Origin of the sequence: Rhizobium sp. CF080 (assembly GCF_000282095.2) — a bacterium.
Classification (GTDB): Bacteria; Pseudomonadota; Alphaproteobacteria; order Rhizobiales; family Rhizobiaceae; genus Neorhizobium.
In genome coordinates this window covers 19,919-34,505 of record NZ_AKKC02000008.1, presented here as the reverse complement: position 1 = coordinate 34,505, position 14,587 = coordinate 19,919, and the positions used below count along the sequence as shown (strand labels likewise).

Here is a 14,587-nt window from a genome sequence, read left to right as displayed (position 1 = left end):
GTCCTTCCAGGTTAGGCTTCGATCGCCGCGACGATCTTCTTCGCCGCGTCGTCAAGGTCGTCAGCCGCCGTGATGGCGAGACCAGATTCGTTCAGGATCTTCTTGCCGAGCTCGACATTGGTGCCTTCGAGGCGCACGACGAGCGGAACCTTCAGGCCGACTTCCTGCACGGCCGCGACAACGCCTTCGGCGATGACGTCGCAGCGCATGATGCCACCGAAGATGTTGACGAGGATGCCCTCGACCTTCGGGTCGGCGGTGATGATCTTGAAGGCCGCAGCGACCTTCTCCTTGCCGGCGCCGCCGCCGACGTCGCAGAAGTTAGCCGGCTCCTTGCCGTAGAGCTTGATGATGTCCATCGTCGCCATGGCGAGACCGGCACCGTTGACCATGCAGCCGATATTGCCGTCGAGAGCAACGTAGGCGAGGTCCCACTTGGAGGCCTCGATTTCCTTGGCGTCTTCTTCGGTCTCGTCGCGCAGCGCCTTGACGTCGTCGTGGCGGAAGAGCGCGTTGCCGTCGAACGACATCTTGGCGTCGAGGACGCGCAGGTGGCCGTTCTTCATGACGATCAGCGGATTGATCTCGAGAAGAGCCATGTCCTTCTCGTTGAAGGCCTTGTAGAGCAGCGGGAAGAGCGACTTGGCATCTTCGGCAGCAGCGCCGTCGAGTTCCAGAGCCTTGGAGATCGCAGCGATATCGGCAGCCGTCACGCCGGCTTCCGGATCGATGGCGATCGTGTGGATCTTCTCAGGCGTGTCGTGGGCAACGGCTTCGATGTCCATGCCGCCTTCGGTCGAAACGACGAAGGCAACGCGGCCGACCGAGCGATCGACCAGCAGCGAGCAATAGAGTTCGCGGGCGATGTCGGCGCCGTCTTCGATGTAGAGGCGGTTGACCTGCTTGCCGGCTTCGCCGGTCTGCGCGGTCACCAGCGTGTTGCCGAGCATTTCCTTGGCATGCGCCTTGGCTTCCTCGATCGAGAAGGCCAGGCGAACGCCGCCCTTGGCGTCGGGGCCGAGTTCCTTGAACTTGCCCTTGCCGCGACCGCCGGCATGGATCTGGCTCTTGACGACATAGAGGGGGCCTGGAAGCGACTTCGCAGCAGCCTCGGCCTCTTCGGCCTTCAGGATCGCGACACCTTCCGCAACCGGCGCACCATAGCCCTTCAGCAGAGCCTTGGCCTGATATTCATGAATGTTCATGGGTTTATCCCTGTTTCGATGACTTCAGCGCGTCGATTACTTGAGAGCAGGCGCGATGTTGATGCAGGCTTCGCAGAGGCCGGCAACAGCGCCGACGGACTTCTGGAAGGCGGCTTCCTCGTCCTTGTTGAACTCGACTTCGATGATGCGCTCGACGCCGCCGGCACCGATGATCGTCGGAACGCCGACATACATGTCCTTCACGCCGTACTGGCCGGAGAGATAGGCGGCAGCCGGCAGAACGCGCTTCTTGTCCTTGAGGAAGGATTCGGCCATTTCGATTGCCGATGCTGCCGGAGCATAATAGGCCGAACCGGTCTTCAGCAGGCCGACGATTTCGGCGCCGCCGTCACGGGTGCGCTGGATGATTTCTTCGAGACGTTCCTTGGTGACCCAGCCCATCTTGACGAGGTCGGTGAGCGGAACGCCGCCGACGGTGGAGTAACGGGCGAGCGGCACCATCGTGTCGCCATGGCCGCCGAGAACGAAGGCGGTGACGTCCTGGACGGAAACGTTGAATTCCTCTGAGAGGAAGAGACGGAAGCGGGCCGAGTCGAGCACGCCGGCCATGCCGACGACCATGTTCTTCGGCAGGCCCGAGAACTTCTGGAGAGCCCAGACCATCGCGTCGAGCGGGTTGGTAATGCAGATCACGAAGGCGTTCGGGGCATATTTCTTGATGCCGGCGCCGACCTGTTCCATGACCTTCAGGTTGATGCCGAGCAGGTCGTCGCGGCTCATGCCCGGCTTGCGGGCGACGCCGGCGGTGACGATGCAGACGTCAGCGCCTTCGATGGCAGCATAATCACTGGCGCCGGAAAGCTTGGCATTGAAGCCCTCGACCGGGCCGGACTGGGCGATATCGAGGCCCTTGCCCTGCGGAATGCCGTCGGCGATGTCGAAGAGGACGATGTCGCCCAGTTCCTTCAGGCTGGCGAGATGCGCCAGCGTGCCACCAATCATGCCAGAACCAATAAGTGCGATCTTCTTGCGCGCCATCGAAAAGCTTCCTTTCGAGATCCGAATCCATGGCAGACTACGGCTCGCCTACCAATGTGCCAGACCGCATACCGCCATCCGCTCAAAATGGCAATCGATTATTTTCCACTCAAGTTTTTCAATCGGTTAGATGTTAAATATCTTACGTAAACGTAAGATATTCTGTCACCAAACCGTTAAACTCAGCGGCGCTTTTCCTGGTGCAATGCGAGATAGTCAGGGCTGCGCATCTCAAAAAGACGCGAGACGGTGCGGTCGAACTCGAAGCCTTCTGTGCCTTTTCGCTCCAGGAGGATATGTTCCGGCGCCGCGGCCGCGGAGACGTAGAGCCGCACCGTGTGGTCGTAGAGCGCGTCGACAAGATTGATAAGCCGCTTGGTTTCGTTGCGCTTCTCCGGCCCGAGCTGCGGAACGTGCTCGACGAAGATGGCGTCGAAGCGATCGGCGAGCGCCAGATAGTCCGACGCTCCGAGCGGCTTGCCGCAGATGTCCTTGAAATCGAAACGCGCCGCCCGGCCCGCCGCGGACGGCACATGGATGCTGCGGCCCTTCATCGGGATCTCGACGGGCGCCGCCTTCTCGCCGTCGGTCACCTGATGCCAGGCGGATTCCATCGCCGCGTCGGCGCGCCCGTCGAGCGGCGTCACGTAGACCGGCAGGCTTGCGAGCTTCTGCATCCGGTAGTCGTTCGGAGAATCCAGCGTGACCACATCCACATAGCGGTTGAGCAGCGCGATGAACGGCAGGAACAGCCCGCGGTTCAGCCCGTCCCTGTAGAGATCGTCCGGCGCCACGTTGGAGGTCGCGACGAGAACGCAGCCGAGCCCGAACAGCTCCGTGAACAGCCGCGCCAAAATCATCGCGTCGGTGATGTCGGTGACCGAAAACTCGTCGAAGCAGAGAAGCTCAGCTTCCGCGAAGAGCGCGGCGGCGACCGGGGGCACGGGGTCCGCCTGCTTGGTTTCTCCGCGCTTCAGCTTCTGCCGGTGTTCGTGGATGCGGTTGTGCACATCCGCCATGAATTCGTGGAAATGCGCCCGGCGCTTCTTGGTCGTCGGGGCTTTCTTGAAGAACATGTCCATCAGCATGGTCTTGCCGCGCCCGACGCTGCCATGCACATAGAGACCACGGATTTCGCGCGGCCGGCCGCCACCCTTGGCAAAGAGCCAGCCGAGCGAGCTTTTCTTCTTCGCGGGTTTCGTCTCGCGAAGGCAGGTCAGAAGATGGTCGAGCTTGGCCGCAACCGCGAGCTGGGCCTTGTCGGCGGTCAACACGCCCGACACGGTCAGAGCCTTCAGCTCCTCACCGACGCTCGTCGTGTATTCGGGGATGGGTTCCAACCGGACGCCCTCGAAACTGTGGGGGACCGCTTAGCGGCTGAGGCTGACCGGCTGGCCGGAATTCATCGTGCCGTCGAAGCGGTTCTCGGCGCTCTTGTAGACGCGTCCGATCACGTCGCCGGCCCGGTTCTTGAACTGCACCATCTTGCCGGACACTTCCCAGGAGCCCATCGCCGTCAGTTCGCCGGCACAGCCGCGGGTACCGCCGCGCGAGCCGCCGCCGAGATTGGTGAGCGTCAGGAACATGTCGCAGGACGAGCCGCCGTTGGACACACGCCAGTTGCCGACCATGCCTTCCTTCTTGACATCGAGAGCACTCGCAGGCGGTGCGGATGGATTGGCCGACGCCATGGCAGGATTTGCGCCGGGTGCGGTCGGAAACTGGGAAGAACCCGCGGTGCCAGGGGGCGGCGGCAGCTGGCCGCCTTGAACGGACGGCACCGGCTGCGCCTGAAGCGGCGCCGGCTGAGAAGGCTGGGCGGGCAGATCACTGTAGGGGCTATAGGAAGTGCGCTGGCAACCGGCAAGCGCTAAAGCAAGAACAAGTCCCGTCGCCACATATCTGAACTGCATCATCAAACTCCTGCTTTCAGCCAGTACCCGCCACCGATGCCACTGAATTGAGACCGAATTATCGTAAACCACCTTGGTTAATCAAGTCGTACTGGAACAATTCGGTATACGCTTTAAGAGGAATGCGGCCGGGCGTCCGGTTCCCGCAGACGCGCGAACCGAAGGCACCGAGGGTCGAGAGCGCTCAGACGCGGCGCTCGACCATCATCTTCTTGATTTCGGCGATGGCCTTGGCCGGGTTCAGACCCTTCGGGCAGGTCTGGGCGCAGTTCATGATCGTGTGGCAGCGATAGAGCCGGAAGGGATCCTCGAGATTGTCGAGGCGCTCGCCCTTGGCTTCGTCTCTGGAGTCGATCAGCCAGCGATAGGCCTGCAGCAGGGTGGCCGGGCCGAGATAACGGTCGCCGTTCCACCAGTAGCTCGGACAGGAAGTCGAGCAGCAGGCGCAGAGAATGCACTCGTAGAGGCCGTCGAGCTTCTGGCGGTCTTCGTGGCTCTGCTTCCATTCCTTGGCCGGCGGCGGCGAAACCGTCTTCAGCCACGGCTCGATCGAGCGGTGCTGGGCGTAGAAGTTGGTGAGGTCCGGAACCAGGTCCTTGACGACAGGCATATGCGGCAGCGGATAGACCTTCACGGTGCCCTTCACGTCGTCCATGCCCTTGGTGCAGGCGAGCGTGTTGGTGCCGTCGATGTTCATGGCGCAGGAGCCGCAGATGCCTTCGCGGCAGGAGCGGCGCAGCGTCAGCGTCGGGTCGATATTGTTCTTGATGTAGAGCAGACCGTCGAGAACCATCGGGCCGCAATCGTCGACATCGATGTAATAGGTGTCGATGCGCGGGTTCTGGCCGTCATCCGGGTTCCAGCGGTAGATGCGGAATTCCCGGACATTCTTGGCACCTGCCGGCTTCGGCCAGGTCTTGCCTTCGGTCATCTGAGAGTTCTTGGGGAGAGCGAGTTCAACCATGGTCCAGTTCCCTCAGATCAGTACACGCGTGCCTTCGGCTCGATCTTGTAAGGATCGATGCCTTCGGCGATGAGCTCGGTATGGACCGGGCGGTAGTCGAGCTTGACCTCGCCGCTGTCGTTGACCCAGGCAAGCGTGTGCTTGCGCCAGTTCTCGTCGTCGCGGCCGCCGAACGGGCCGGACGTGTAGTCTTCGCGGGCATGGGACCCACGGCTTTCCTTGCGGGCTTCCGCGCCGACCACCGTGGTGATCGCGTTCGCCATCAGGTTCTGCAATTCGAGCGTCTCGACGAGGTCAGAGTTCCAGATCATCGAGCGGTCGGTGACCTTGAGGTCCTTCATCTCGCTCCAGATCGCCGACATCCGCTTGCAGCCCGATTCCAGCGATTCCTGGGTACGGAACACCGCGGCGTCGTCCTGCATGGTGCGCTGCATCTTGTCACGCAGCACCGCAGTCGGCGTGCCGCCATTGGCGTTACGCAGGCCGTCGAAACGGTCCATGATCTTGTCGCAGGCGGCGATGTTGAGCGCCGGGATCGGCTCGGCCTTGTTGATCACTTCGCCGGCGCGGATCGCCGCGGCGCGGCCGAAGACCACGAGATCGATCAGCGAGTTGGAGCCGAGACGGTTGGCGCCGTGAACCGAGGCGCAGCCCGCTTCACCGACGGCCATCAGGCCCGGCAGCAGCCGTTCCGGATTGTTGCTGTCGGCATTGAGCACTTCACCCCAGAAATTGGTCGGGATGCCGCCCATGTTGTAGTGGACGGTCGGCAGAACCGGGATCGGCTCGCGGGTCACATCCACGCCTGCGAAAATCTTGGCGCTCTCGGAAATGCCCGGCAGGCGTTCGTGCAGGACGGCCGGATCGAGATGGTCGAGATGCAGGAAGATGTGGTCCTTGTTCTTGCCGACGCCGCGGCCTTCGCGGATTTCCAGCGTCATGCAGCGCGAAACCACGTCACGCGAGGCAAGGTCCTTGGCCGAAGGGGCATAACGTTCCATGAAGCGTTCGCCCTCGGAATTGACGAGGTAACCGCCTTCGCCGCGCGCGCCTTCGGTGATCAGACAGCCCGAACCGTAGATGCCGGTCGGGTGGAACTGAACGAATTCCATGTCCTGCAGCGGCAGGCCGGCACGTGCCACCATGCCGCCGCCGTCGCCGGTGCAGGTATGGGCAGACGTTGCCGAGAAGTATGCGCGGCCGTAACCGCCGGTCGCCAGCACCACCATCTTGGCGGCGAAGCGATGGATCGTACCGTCGTCGAGGTTCCAGGCGACCACGCCGGTGCAGCGGCCGTCATCCGACATGATCAGGTCGAGCGCGAAATATTCGATGAAGAATTCCGCGTTGTTCTTCAGCGACTGGCCATAGAGCGTGTGCAGGATGGCATGGCCGGTGCGGTCGGCTGCCGCGCAGGTGCGCTGCACGGGAGGTCCGGCGCCAAAGTTCTGCATGTGGCCGCCGAACGGGCGCTGGTAGATCTTGCCCTCTTCATTACGGGAAAAGGGCACGCCGTAATGCTCGAGTTCGTAGACGGCCTTCGGCGCTTCCATGACCATGTACTGCATGGCGTCGACATCGCCGAGCCAGTCGGAACCCTTGACGGTGTCATAGAGGTGCCACTGCCACGAGTCCGGCGTCATGTTCTGCAGCGAGGCGGCGATGCCGCCCTGGGCTGCGACGGTGTGCGAGCGGGTGGGGAAAACCTTGGTGATGCAGGCGGTCTTGAAACCCTGTTCGGCCATGCCGAGCGTGGCGCGAAGGCCAGCACCACCGGCGCCGACGACGATCACGTCATAGGAATGGTCGACATAGGTATAGGCTTTGCCGTTCTGGGCGATGGGAGTGACTGATGCCATGACGGGTTATCCTGCGAATGCGATTTTCAGAACGGCGAACAGACAGAGCCCGGCGATCAAAATCGAGAAGAAGGTGTTGAGCATGATCAGCGCGACCTTGGCGAATTCGCCGTGCACATAGTCTTCGATGATGACCTGCATGCCGAGCTTCATGTGAATGACGCCGGAGATGACGATGAGGCCCATGATGACGGCGACGAACGGGTTCGACAGCGCGGCGATCACTTCCGGATAGGGCTTTCCGGCATAGATGATCATGAAGATGACGAAGAAGAGCATCAGCGGCACGTTGGCGACGGCCGTAAGGCGCTGGCGCCAGAAATGATCGGTGCCGTCCTTGGCGGAGCCCAGTCCGCGGACTTTTCCGAGCGGGGTACGCATATCCATGGATGAGAACCTTACCGAACGAGGAAGCCGATCACCCAGACCAGCACGGTCAGACAGAGCGATGCGATGATATTGGCGATGGCGAGCTTGGTGGAGAATTCCTTCTCGAAACCGTAGCCGAGGTCCCACATGAAATGGCGGAAACCGCCGAGCATGTGGTGGATCAGCGCCCAGGTATAACCGAGCAGCACGAGCTTGCCGAGAAGGCTGCCGAGCGCCCAGTTGGCCCAGTCGTAATAGGCCGGGCCGCTGGCGGCGGCGATCAGCCACCATGCCACCAGGATGGTGCCGACATAAAGCGCACCGCCTGTGATGCGGTGCACAATCGACATGATCATGGTGGGGATTGGCTTGTAGATTTGAAGATGCGGCGACAGGGGCCGGTTATTTGTCACATTCGCCATCAGAACCTCGCGGCGTCGTATGCGGTATCAAGGGCGGGCGCCCAACAATGCACTGTGCCGAAGAAATGTGCATTGCATCATTGGCGTGGTTTAATCGCACGGATGTCTGACGACAAGAACAATTCAAACCGATTTTCAATTTAATCGATTGTGTCTTTCTCGTGGCTGGTGCGGCTCAAACCCGGCGAGCACATTAACTACGATTTGGAAAGATTTCGTTGCCGCCGGGACGGGACGAGCCGTTTTATGATAACGTTTCGTTAATCATATCTTCCGGAGTTCGCCATGATCGCGAATCGCATCAAGCCAGTCCTGGCCGCCGCGGCGCTTTTTGCGTCGCTCGCATCCGCCGCCAACGCCCGCGACGGCTGGAGCGACGCCGGCAGCGGCGTCTATCGCCTTGGAAGCAATCGCTGGGTCGAGCGGGCAGACAACATGTCGGATGTCGAAGGCTTCCGCGTCTTCTATACCGGCACCGCATCGTTCGTCCACAAGCTCGGCATTTTCAGCGGCGCGCTGCAGGCCCGCCCGATCCCCGATTTCGGCGTCTATTTTTCGCGCTATTTCTCGGAAGACTACTGGCGGGGACAGGAAGGCCGCGTGGTGCTCGCGCCCAAGGCCAAGATCATCGATGTCGACGCCGGCCTGCGCGGCTTCGGAAACGCCTGCTCCTACGAATTCGGCGTCTGCGTCATCCGCGGCGGAAATTGAACCGCGACGCGGCAATAGCCACGCATGTACGGCCGGACGGCCCCGTGCAGCTATCCGGCCAACTCCGTCTTTAAGTCTCGCCACTTTCAGCCCATCGCACGCCATGCCGCCGGCGGCGTGCCGTACGTTCGTGAAAAGGCACGGCTGAAAGCCGCTTCGGTCGCATATCCGGCATCGTAGGCGATCGCGGCAATCGCCTGCCCCGTCGTTGCCAGAGCGACGCTCGCCAGATAAAGGCGCCACTCACGCACATATCGGACAGGTGAAGTCCCGAGGATCGTCTGGAAACGTTCCGCCAGCACGCTGCGCGACATCCCCGACGCGGTCGACAGTTCCCCCAGCGACCAGTCGCGCGTCGGATCGTCATGAATGAGTGACAGGCAGCGCGACAGCGCCGCGTCGGCCAGCGCTGCCAGCCAGCCGGCGGCCTGCGGTTCGGCCATGGTGATCTGGTGGCGCAGGATCTCGATAAACAGTATTTCGGTCAGCCTAGGCAGCATGGAGATCCCGCCCGCCCGTGGCATGTCGACCTCGTCCACCATTTGCCGGATGGTCGAGCGCAGCCAGTCTCCGTCATTCGCACCGCGCGTCCTGACATGGATCAGTTTCGGCAGCGCTCGCCTCAGCGGCGCAAAGCTCAACGCGTCGCACTGGAGATAGCCGCAGAGCAGCCTGACCCCTTGCGTGTCATCACCGTGGCGAATGACCGGAATTTGGCGCCACGGCTTCGGCGGCAGTTGCCGCGTCGGGTTGACGATCGCGCCGTCACCCCCTGAGCCCAGCTGGTGCCCGGTGCCGAAGGGAAAGACAAGCACGTCGCCCGGCTCGAGCGCCGCCTCCTGGCCTTCCATCTTCAGCCAGCAATGGCCGGCGGCGACGATGTGAAACGGTACCGTGCCGATTGCCTTCCCCGAGAGCTTCGCCATGGAGGGGGTGGCATCCGTCTGCCAGTTGCCGGAAGGCATGAAGCAGAACTGCAACGACCCTGAAAGGCGGATTGTGGACAACAGAGCCGACAGCACGTCGTCCCGCGCCACGCCACGCGTCAGGTCAGGATTTTCGGACAAGCCTTCACGCATCTCGGCCAAAGACAGGTTTCGCCCGCCTTCCTACAGTGAGCACGTCAACTCAACCGTGGGAGGATACAATGCAAACCCCGACTGATAAACTGGTAGTGCTCGTCACCAAGGGAATCGATTCCGAACTTTCATCCGTCGCCTTCACGATTGCCAATGGCGGCATCACGGCGGGGCTCAAGGTCTCGGTATTTCTGACCAGCGCCGCGATCGATCTCGTCCGCAAGGGCGGGCAACGGATGACCCATGTGGCGCCGCTCGATCCGCTGGCACAATCGATCGACGATTTCCAGAAACGTGGCGGCACGATCTGGGCATGCCCGCCTTGCGTTAAATCGCGCGGTTACGACGAGAACGACCTGCTCGAGGGCGTCGTTATCGTGGGGGCAAGCGCAATGCACGCCGAGATCAAGGACGGAGCCGCCACGCTCTCGTTTTGATCACCACGAACATCCGGTGGGACCGTGCGGTGGGGCTTGTCACATCCTCTCCTCCGCTCGGCCCTATCGCTGCCGCGGCAATGACAGGCAAGCCTTATGGAGCAAACCGCCAGACCGTCGTCTTCTTCACTTCGCTGTCCTCCAGCGCCCGGGTGACCGGCACCTGATAGACGGCCAGTTGCTCGAGCCGGTCCTTCGGGAAATAGCTGCGGCCGGGATCGCCGACCAGAACCAGCTTCCCCTCGCCCGCAAGCCGCGTGAGCCACGGGATCAACGCCGCCGCAAACTCCCAGTCGTAGAAGACGTCGCCGGCGAGGATCACCTCCGCCTCGACTGCCCTGCCGAGTTGGTCTTCGGCCGTGGAGCGGATCTCGACTTCGTTGGCCGCGGCATTCAGCGCTATGGCGCTCGCAGCCCAGGGGTCGATATCCGCCGCCAGCACGTCGGCAGCGCCCGCGAACTTCGCGGCGATCGCCACCAGGCCGGAGCCGCTCGCAAAATCCATGACCCGCCTGCCCGCAACCGTTTCCGGATGGTCGAGAATGTAGCGGGCAAGCCCCTGGCCGCCTGCCCAGGCAAAGGCCCAGTAGGGTGGCTGCAGGCCGATCTCCTGCAGATCCTCCTCCGTCTTCAGCCAGAGATCATGCGCCTCGCTCGCCAGATGCAGCCGGATCTCCGGCACATGCGGCGGGCTGACGAGGTCGGTATTCTCAAGGACGAAGGTCCGCGGATCGGTTTTCAAAATCCGCTCAATCCGGGGAGCGCGGCGGTTTGTCGAGACCGCCGAGTTTGCAGATCTCGAAATATTCCTCCTCGGTCACCGGCTGAACCGAAAGCCGCATCGAGGTCACCAGCGACATCTTCTCGAACTTCGGATTGGCCTTGATGTCCTTCAGCGTCACCGGCTTCGGCACGTCGGTCACGGCGCGGATATCGACGCAATCCCACTTCGGATCGCCCTTGGCACTCGAATCGGGATGCGACAGCGCGCAGACCTCGACGATGCCGACGATCTCCAGCCCGTCATTGGAGTGGTAGAAGAAACCCTTGTCGCCGATCTTCATGGCCCGCATGTTGTTGCGCGCCAGGTAGTTGCGCACGCCGGTCCATTCGGTGCCCTTTTCGCCCGCCGCCTTCTGCTGTTCCCATGACCAGGACGACGGTTCGGATTTATAAAGCCAGTACGCCATGTGTCGCCTCACTCCGGCTTGTTGAAGACCCAGTTCCAGGCTTTCACTTCGACCTTCTCGAACAGGCCGGCCATATAATAGGGATCGGCTTCGGCAATCGTGCGGGCAGCAGCCATGTCTGCGGCTTCGACAACCACGAGGCTGCCGTTCGGCTTGCCGTCATCATCCAGGAACGGACCTGCGAACTTCAGAACCCCCTCGGCATTGAGCTTGTTCAGGTGCTCCACATGGGTCGGGCGGGTTTCCATCCGGACGTTCAGATGGCCGGGCTTGTCGGTGCACAGAAACGCAAACAGCATCAGTCTCTCCTTGCATGGGCTTTTTGGGGGAATGATCTTATTCAGTGGTGATCGGCCGGGTCATCAACTGTTCCATGGCCGTCATGATATCGAGCTTGCCGTCGATGATGTCGGCCACCGCGTTGGTGACCGGCAGCTCGACGGAGAATTTTTCGCCGAGACGCGCCGCGACGGAGGCCGCAAAGGCACCCTCGACCAGCGGCCCGCCCACCGTTTCCGCGGGGTCGCCCCAATTCCCGCCAGTTTGGCCGAGCGCAATGCCGAACCGCAGGTTGCGCGATTGATGGCTGTTGCCGGTCAGCACCAGGTCGCCGAGGCCCGACAAGCCGCGCACCGTATCCGCCTTGCCGCCCATCGCCTCGATCAGCCGCGACATTTCAGCCAAGCCTCGTGAGATCAGCGCCGCACGCGCCGAATCGCCGAGCCCGGCGCCTTCGATGATGCCGCAGGCAATCGCCAGCACGTTCTTCAGCGCCCCGCCGAGCTGCACGCCGATCCGGTCGGTGGAGGCATAGAGGCGGAACGTGCGGCTGGAAAGCGCGGTGGCAAGCCGTTCTGCCAGCGCACGATCGGCTGCCGCAATTGCCATCGCCGTCGGCAGGCCGCGGGCGATATCCGCCGCAAAGCCCGGCCCGGACAGCACGGCGACCTGATGATGCGGCAGTTCCGCTTCCAGAACCTCGGTCAGCAGCCGGCCGGAAGACTTGTCGATGCCCTTGGCGCAGGTGACGACCACCGCGCCCTCCGCCAGATAAGGGCCGTAGTGCCGCGCCGCATCCGCCTGCGCCTGCGAAGGCATGGCGAACAGAACAAGGCTCGCCTCGCCGATCGCATCCGGCTCGGCGGAAAACTCCAGCGCATCCGGCAGGGGCACGCCGGGAAGTGCTGCATCATGCACCCGGTCGTCGCGAAGATCGCTCATCAGCGAGGGATCGCGGCCGATCAGGGTGACCGGATGCCGGCCTTCCAGCGAAATCACCGCGGCAAGTGCCGTGCCGAAGGCGCCGGCGCCGATGACGACGATCCGTTCACGAGCACTCATGCCTTGGCCCCCCGCTTGCCGGAACCGAGCAGCGTTTTTGCGTCCTTGTCGAGCGGCCAGCGCGAGCGCGGCGCCACATCCATTCCGTCGGTCGGCAGATCTTCCGCCATCCGCTCGAGCCCCGCCCAGGCGATCATCGCCGCATTGTCGGTGCAGAGCCGCAGCGGCGGCGCGATGAAGCGGAAACCGTTTTCGATGCAGAGCGCCTGCAGCGTGCGGCGGATTTCCTGGTTGGCGGCAACGCCACCCGCGACGACCAGCGCCCGGTCGACATCGAGATGCGCAAACTCCTGTTTGAACCGTGCCAAGCCTCGGCCGATGCGGTCGCGCAGCGTCCGCGAAATCGCCTTCTGGAAAGAGGCGCAGATATCGGCGACGTCCTGGTCGCTGAGCGGCGCAATCTCGGTCGCCGCCTGGCGCACCGCCGTCTTGAGGCCGGAGAAGGAGAAATCGAGCCGCGCCTCGCCGACCAGTGGCCGCGGCAGCGAGAACCGGTCCGGGTTGCCCTTCAGCGCCGCCTTTTCGACCGCCGGCCCGCCGGGATAGGGGAGCCCCAGCAGCTTTGCCGTCTTGTCGAAGGCTTCGCCCAGCGCATCGTCGATCGTCGTGCCCCAGCGCTCGTATTCGCCGACACCACGCACCAGAACCAGCTGGGTATGGCCGCCGGACACGAGCAGCATCAGGTAGGGAAAGGAAAGCCCGTCGGTCAGCCGCGCCGTCAGCGCATGGCCTTCGAGGTGATTGATCGCCATCAGCGGCTTGCCGGCGGCCCGCGCGATCGCCTTCGCCGTCATCAGCCCAACGATCAGCCCGCCGATGAGGCCCGGCCCTGAGGTCGCGGCAATCGCATCGACCTCGTCGAGCGACACATTAGCGCGGGTGAGCGCTTCCTCGATCAGGCCGTCCAGCGCCTCGACATGCGCGCGCGCCGCGATCTCCGGCACGACGCCGCCATAAGCGCTGTGTTCGTCGAGCTGCGACAATACGACGTCGGAGAGGATTTCGCCGCGGCCGTCCTCATGGCGCGCGACGACGGAAGCCGCCGTCTCGTCGCAGCTAGTTTCAATGCCGAGGATGCGAAGAAAGGTCGCCATGGGCCTATCGATAATTGCGATGCCGGATAAACCGGTCTACGAAAGCCTCCGGTAACAACGGAATGACGCGGATGCAAACAAAACCTTTCCGGATCGGCACGCGCGGCAGCCCGCTGGCGCTCGCCCAGGCTTCCGAAACGCGTGCAAGGCTGATGACGGCGCATGGCCTGCCGGAGGACATGTTCGAGATCGTCGTGCTGTCGACGACCGGCGACCGGATCACCGACCGATCGCTCTCGGAACTCGGCGGCAAGGGCCTGTTCACCCAGGAGCTGGAGGAAGGGCTGATCTCCGGCGATCTCGATTTCGCCGTGCATTCCTCCAAGGACATGCCGACAAAACTCCCCGACGGCCTGCGTCTCGCCGCCTACCTGCCCCGCGAAGATTTTCGCGATGCCTTCATCGGCCGCACGGCTCATACGCTGGCCGCACTCCCGGATGGCGCAACCGTCGGCTCCTCGTCGCTGCGCCGCCAGGCGCTGATCCGCCGCATCCGGCCGGATATCAACGTCATCACCTTCCGCGGCCTCGTCGAAACCCGGCTGCGCAAGCTGAACGAAGGCCAGGTGGATGCGACCCTGCTCGCCTATGCCGGCCTCAAGCGCCTCGGCAAGCAGGACGCGGTCACCGAACTGCTCGACCCGGCCGACTTCCCCCCGGCACCGGCGCAGGGCGCCATCTGCGTCGAAAGCCGTGTCAGTGATGCCCGCATCGATGCGCTTCTCGACCCGATCAACGACCGGCCGACCTACGACGCCGTCTCCTGCGAACGGGCCTTCCTGGCCGCGCTCGACGGTTCCTGTCGCACCCCGATCGGCGGTTACGCCGTCTGCGAGGGCGACCATCTGAAATTTTCGGGCCTTATCCTGACGCCGGATGGCCGCAAGGAACATTCGATCGAGACCGAAGGCAAACGCGCCAACGCGGAAAAGCTCGGCCGGCAGGCGGGCGAAGCGGTCCGCGCGGCGGCCGGCACCGATTTCTTCGAAGGCTGGTCGTAAAGC

Annotated in this window: 17 protein-coding genes; 3 read left to right on the top strand and 14 right to left on the bottom strand. The window is 63.0% G+C overall.

What is annotated here, in order from left to right; translation table 11 throughout:
- Positions 1–11 precede the first annotated feature (11 nt).
- From sucC to sdhC, 8 genes are all read right to left on the bottom strand, one after another.
- Positions 12–1,205, bottom strand: coding sequence for an ADP-forming succinate--CoA ligase subunit beta (gene sucC / locus PMI07_RS17510; RefSeq protein WP_024163886.1), 1,194 nt, complete (start codon positions 1,203–1,205; stop codon positions 12–14).
- A 36-nt stretch (positions 1,206–1,241) separates the two neighbouring features.
- Positions 1,242–2,204 (bottom strand): malate dehydrogenase, encoded by a 963-nt coding sequence (gene mdh, locus PMI07_RS17505; protein ID WP_007757753.1) that lies wholly within the window; start codon positions 2,202–2,204, stop codon positions 1,242–1,244.
- Positions 2,205–2,386: 182 nt separating this feature from the next.
- Positions 2,387–3,544, bottom strand: coding sequence for a cell division protein ZapE (gene zapE, locus PMI07_RS17500; RefSeq protein ID WP_007757756.1), 1,158 nt, complete (start codon positions 3,542–3,544; stop codon positions 2,387–2,389).
- Between the two features lie 30 nt (positions 3,545–3,574).
- The gene (locus tag PMI07_RS17495; RefSeq protein ID WP_007757758.1) at positions 3,575–4,117 is read right to left on the bottom strand and encodes a protease inhibitor Inh/omp19 family protein; all 543 of its coding nucleotides are present in this window, start codon (positions 4,115–4,117) and stop codon (positions 3,575–3,577) included.
- A 184-nt stretch (positions 4,118–4,301) separates the two neighbouring features.
- Positions 4,302–5,081, bottom strand: a complete 780-nt coding sequence (locus PMI07_RS17490) for a succinate dehydrogenase iron-sulfur subunit (protein ID WP_007757759.1) — start codon at positions 5,079–5,081, stop codon at positions 4,302–4,304.
- A gap of 17 nt (positions 5,082–5,098) precedes the next feature.
- The gene (gene sdhA / locus PMI07_RS17485; protein WP_007757760.1) at positions 5,099–6,940 is read right to left on the bottom strand and encodes a succinate dehydrogenase flavoprotein subunit; all 1,842 of its coding nucleotides are present in this window, start codon (positions 6,938–6,940) and stop codon (positions 5,099–5,101) included.
- 6 nt (positions 6,941–6,946) lie between these two features.
- Positions 6,947–7,327, bottom strand: coding sequence for a succinate dehydrogenase, hydrophobic membrane anchor protein (gene sdhD, locus PMI07_RS17480; protein WP_007757762.1), 381 nt, complete (start codon positions 7,325–7,327; stop codon positions 6,947–6,949).
- A gap of 11 nt (positions 7,328–7,338) precedes the next feature.
- On the bottom strand, positions 7,339–7,731 hold the full coding sequence (gene sdhC / locus PMI07_RS17475; RefSeq protein WP_007757763.1) for a succinate dehydrogenase, cytochrome b556 subunit: 393 nt from the start codon (positions 7,729–7,731) through the stop codon (positions 7,339–7,341).
- 285 nt (positions 7,732–8,016) lie between these two features.
- Here sdhC and PMI07_RS17470 point away from each other — a divergent pair, with 285 nt between their 5' ends.
- A complete protein-coding gene (locus tag PMI07_RS17470; protein WP_007757765.1) occupies positions 8,017–8,442 on the top strand; it encodes a hypothetical protein in 426 nt (141 codons plus the stop codon).
- An 86-nt stretch (positions 8,443–8,528) separates the two neighbouring features.
- On the opposite strand, the gene PMI07_RS17465 is transcribed toward PMI07_RS17470, so the two are convergent.
- Entirely contained in the window at positions 8,529–9,521 is a 993-nt protein-coding gene (locus PMI07_RS17465; protein ID WP_007757772.1) for an AraC family transcriptional regulator, read from the bottom strand.
- Positions 9,522–9,589: 68 nt separating this feature from the next.
- Here PMI07_RS17465 and PMI07_RS17460 point away from each other — a divergent pair, with 68 nt between their 5' ends.
- Positions 9,590–9,958 (top strand): DsrE family protein, encoded by a 369-nt coding sequence (locus PMI07_RS17460; protein WP_007757774.1) that lies wholly within the window; start codon positions 9,590–9,592, stop codon positions 9,956–9,958.
- 94 nt (positions 9,959–10,052) lie between these two features.
- Here PMI07_RS17460 and PMI07_RS17455 read toward each other — a convergent pair whose 3' ends face one another.
- The 5 genes from PMI07_RS17455 to tsaD are packed head-to-tail and all read right to left on the bottom strand — an operon-like array spanning position 10,053 to position 13,583.
- Positions 10,053–10,700, bottom strand: coding sequence for a methyltransferase (locus tag PMI07_RS17455; RefSeq protein WP_007757777.1), 648 nt, complete (start codon positions 10,698–10,700; stop codon positions 10,053–10,055).
- 7 nt (positions 10,701–10,707) lie between these two features.
- The gene (locus PMI07_RS17450; protein WP_007757779.1) at positions 10,708–11,148 is read right to left on the bottom strand and encodes an EVE domain-containing protein; all 441 of its coding nucleotides are present in this window, start codon (positions 11,146–11,148) and stop codon (positions 10,708–10,710) included.
- Positions 11,149–11,156: 8 nt separating this feature from the next.
- The gene (locus tag PMI07_RS17445) at positions 11,157–11,447 is read right to left on the bottom strand and encodes a YciI-like protein (protein ID WP_007757780.1); all 291 of its coding nucleotides are present in this window, start codon (positions 11,445–11,447) and stop codon (positions 11,157–11,159) included.
- Positions 11,448–11,484: 37 nt separating this feature from the next.
- Positions 11,485–12,489, bottom strand: a complete 1,005-nt coding sequence (locus PMI07_RS17440; protein WP_024163885.1) for an NAD(P)H-dependent glycerol-3-phosphate dehydrogenase — start codon at positions 12,487–12,489, stop codon at positions 11,485–11,487.
- A complete protein-coding gene (gene tsaD / locus PMI07_RS17435; protein ID WP_007769782.1) occupies positions 12,486–13,583 on the bottom strand; it encodes a tRNA (adenosine(37)-N6)-threonylcarbamoyltransferase complex transferase subunit TsaD in 1,098 nt (365 codons plus the stop codon). The genes PMI07_RS17440 and tsaD overlap by 4 nt, the downstream gene beginning before the upstream one ends.
- Positions 13,584–13,654: 71 nt before the next feature.
- Between tsaD and hemC the strand changes: the two genes are divergently transcribed.
- Entirely contained in the window at positions 13,655–14,584 is a 930-nt protein-coding gene (gene hemC / locus PMI07_RS17430) for a hydroxymethylbilane synthase (RefSeq protein ID WP_007769783.1), read from the top strand.
- Positions 14,585–14,587: the final 3 nt, after the last annotated feature.

Bases quoted from the DNA above. Each gene is read 5' to 3' on its own strand.
- sucC (WP_024163886.1), bottom strand. From the start codon at position 1,205: ATGAACATTCATGAATATCAGGCCAAGGCTCTGCTGAAGGGCTATGGT.
- mdh (WP_007757753.1), bottom strand. From the start codon at position 2,204: ATGGCGCGCAAGAAGATCGCACTTATTGGTTCTGGCATGATTGGTGGC.
- PMI07_RS17495 (WP_007757758.1), bottom strand. From the start codon at position 4,117: ATGCAGTTCAGATATGTGGCGACGGGACTTGTTCTTGCTTTAGCGCTT.
- PMI07_RS17490 (WP_007757759.1), bottom strand. From the start codon at position 5,081: ATGGTTGAACTCGCTCTCCCCAAGAACTCTCAGATGACCGAAGGCAAG.
- sdhA (WP_007757760.1), bottom strand. From the start codon at position 6,940: ATGGCATCAGTCACTCCCATCGCCCAGAACGGCAAAGCCTATACCTAT.
- sdhD (WP_007757762.1), bottom strand. From the start codon at position 7,327: ATGGATATGCGTACCCCGCTCGGAAAAGTCCGCGGACTGGGCTCCGCC.
- sdhC (WP_007757763.1), bottom strand. From the start codon at position 7,731: ATGGCGAATGTGACAAATAACCGGCCCCTGTCGCCGCATCTTCAAATC.
- PMI07_RS17470 (WP_007757765.1), top strand. From the start codon at position 8,017: ATGATCGCGAATCGCATCAAGCCAGTCCTGGCCGCCGCGGCGCTTTTT.
- PMI07_RS17465 (WP_007757772.1), bottom strand. From the start codon at position 9,521: ATGCGTGAAGGCTTGTCCGAAAATCCTGACCTGACGCGTGGCGTGGCG.
- PMI07_RS17460 (WP_007757774.1), top strand. From the start codon at position 9,590: ATGCAAACCCCGACTGATAAACTGGTAGTGCTCGTCACCAAGGGAATC.
- PMI07_RS17450 (WP_007757779.1), bottom strand. From the start codon at position 11,148: ATGGCGTACTGGCTTTATAAATCCGAACCGTCGTCCTGGTCATGGGAA.
- PMI07_RS17445 (WP_007757780.1), bottom strand. From the start codon at position 11,447: ATGCTGTTTGCGTTTCTGTGCACCGACAAGCCCGGCCATCTGAACGTC.
- PMI07_RS17440 (WP_024163885.1), bottom strand. From the start codon at position 12,489: ATGAGTGCTCGTGAACGGATCGTCGTCATCGGCGCCGGCGCCTTCGGC.
- tsaD (WP_007769782.1), bottom strand. From the start codon at position 13,583: ATGGCGACCTTTCTTCGCATCCTCGGCATTGAAACTAGCTGCGACGAG.
- hemC (WP_007769783.1), top strand. From the start codon at position 13,655: ATGCAAACAAAACCTTTCCGGATCGGCACGCGCGGCAGCCCGCTGGCG.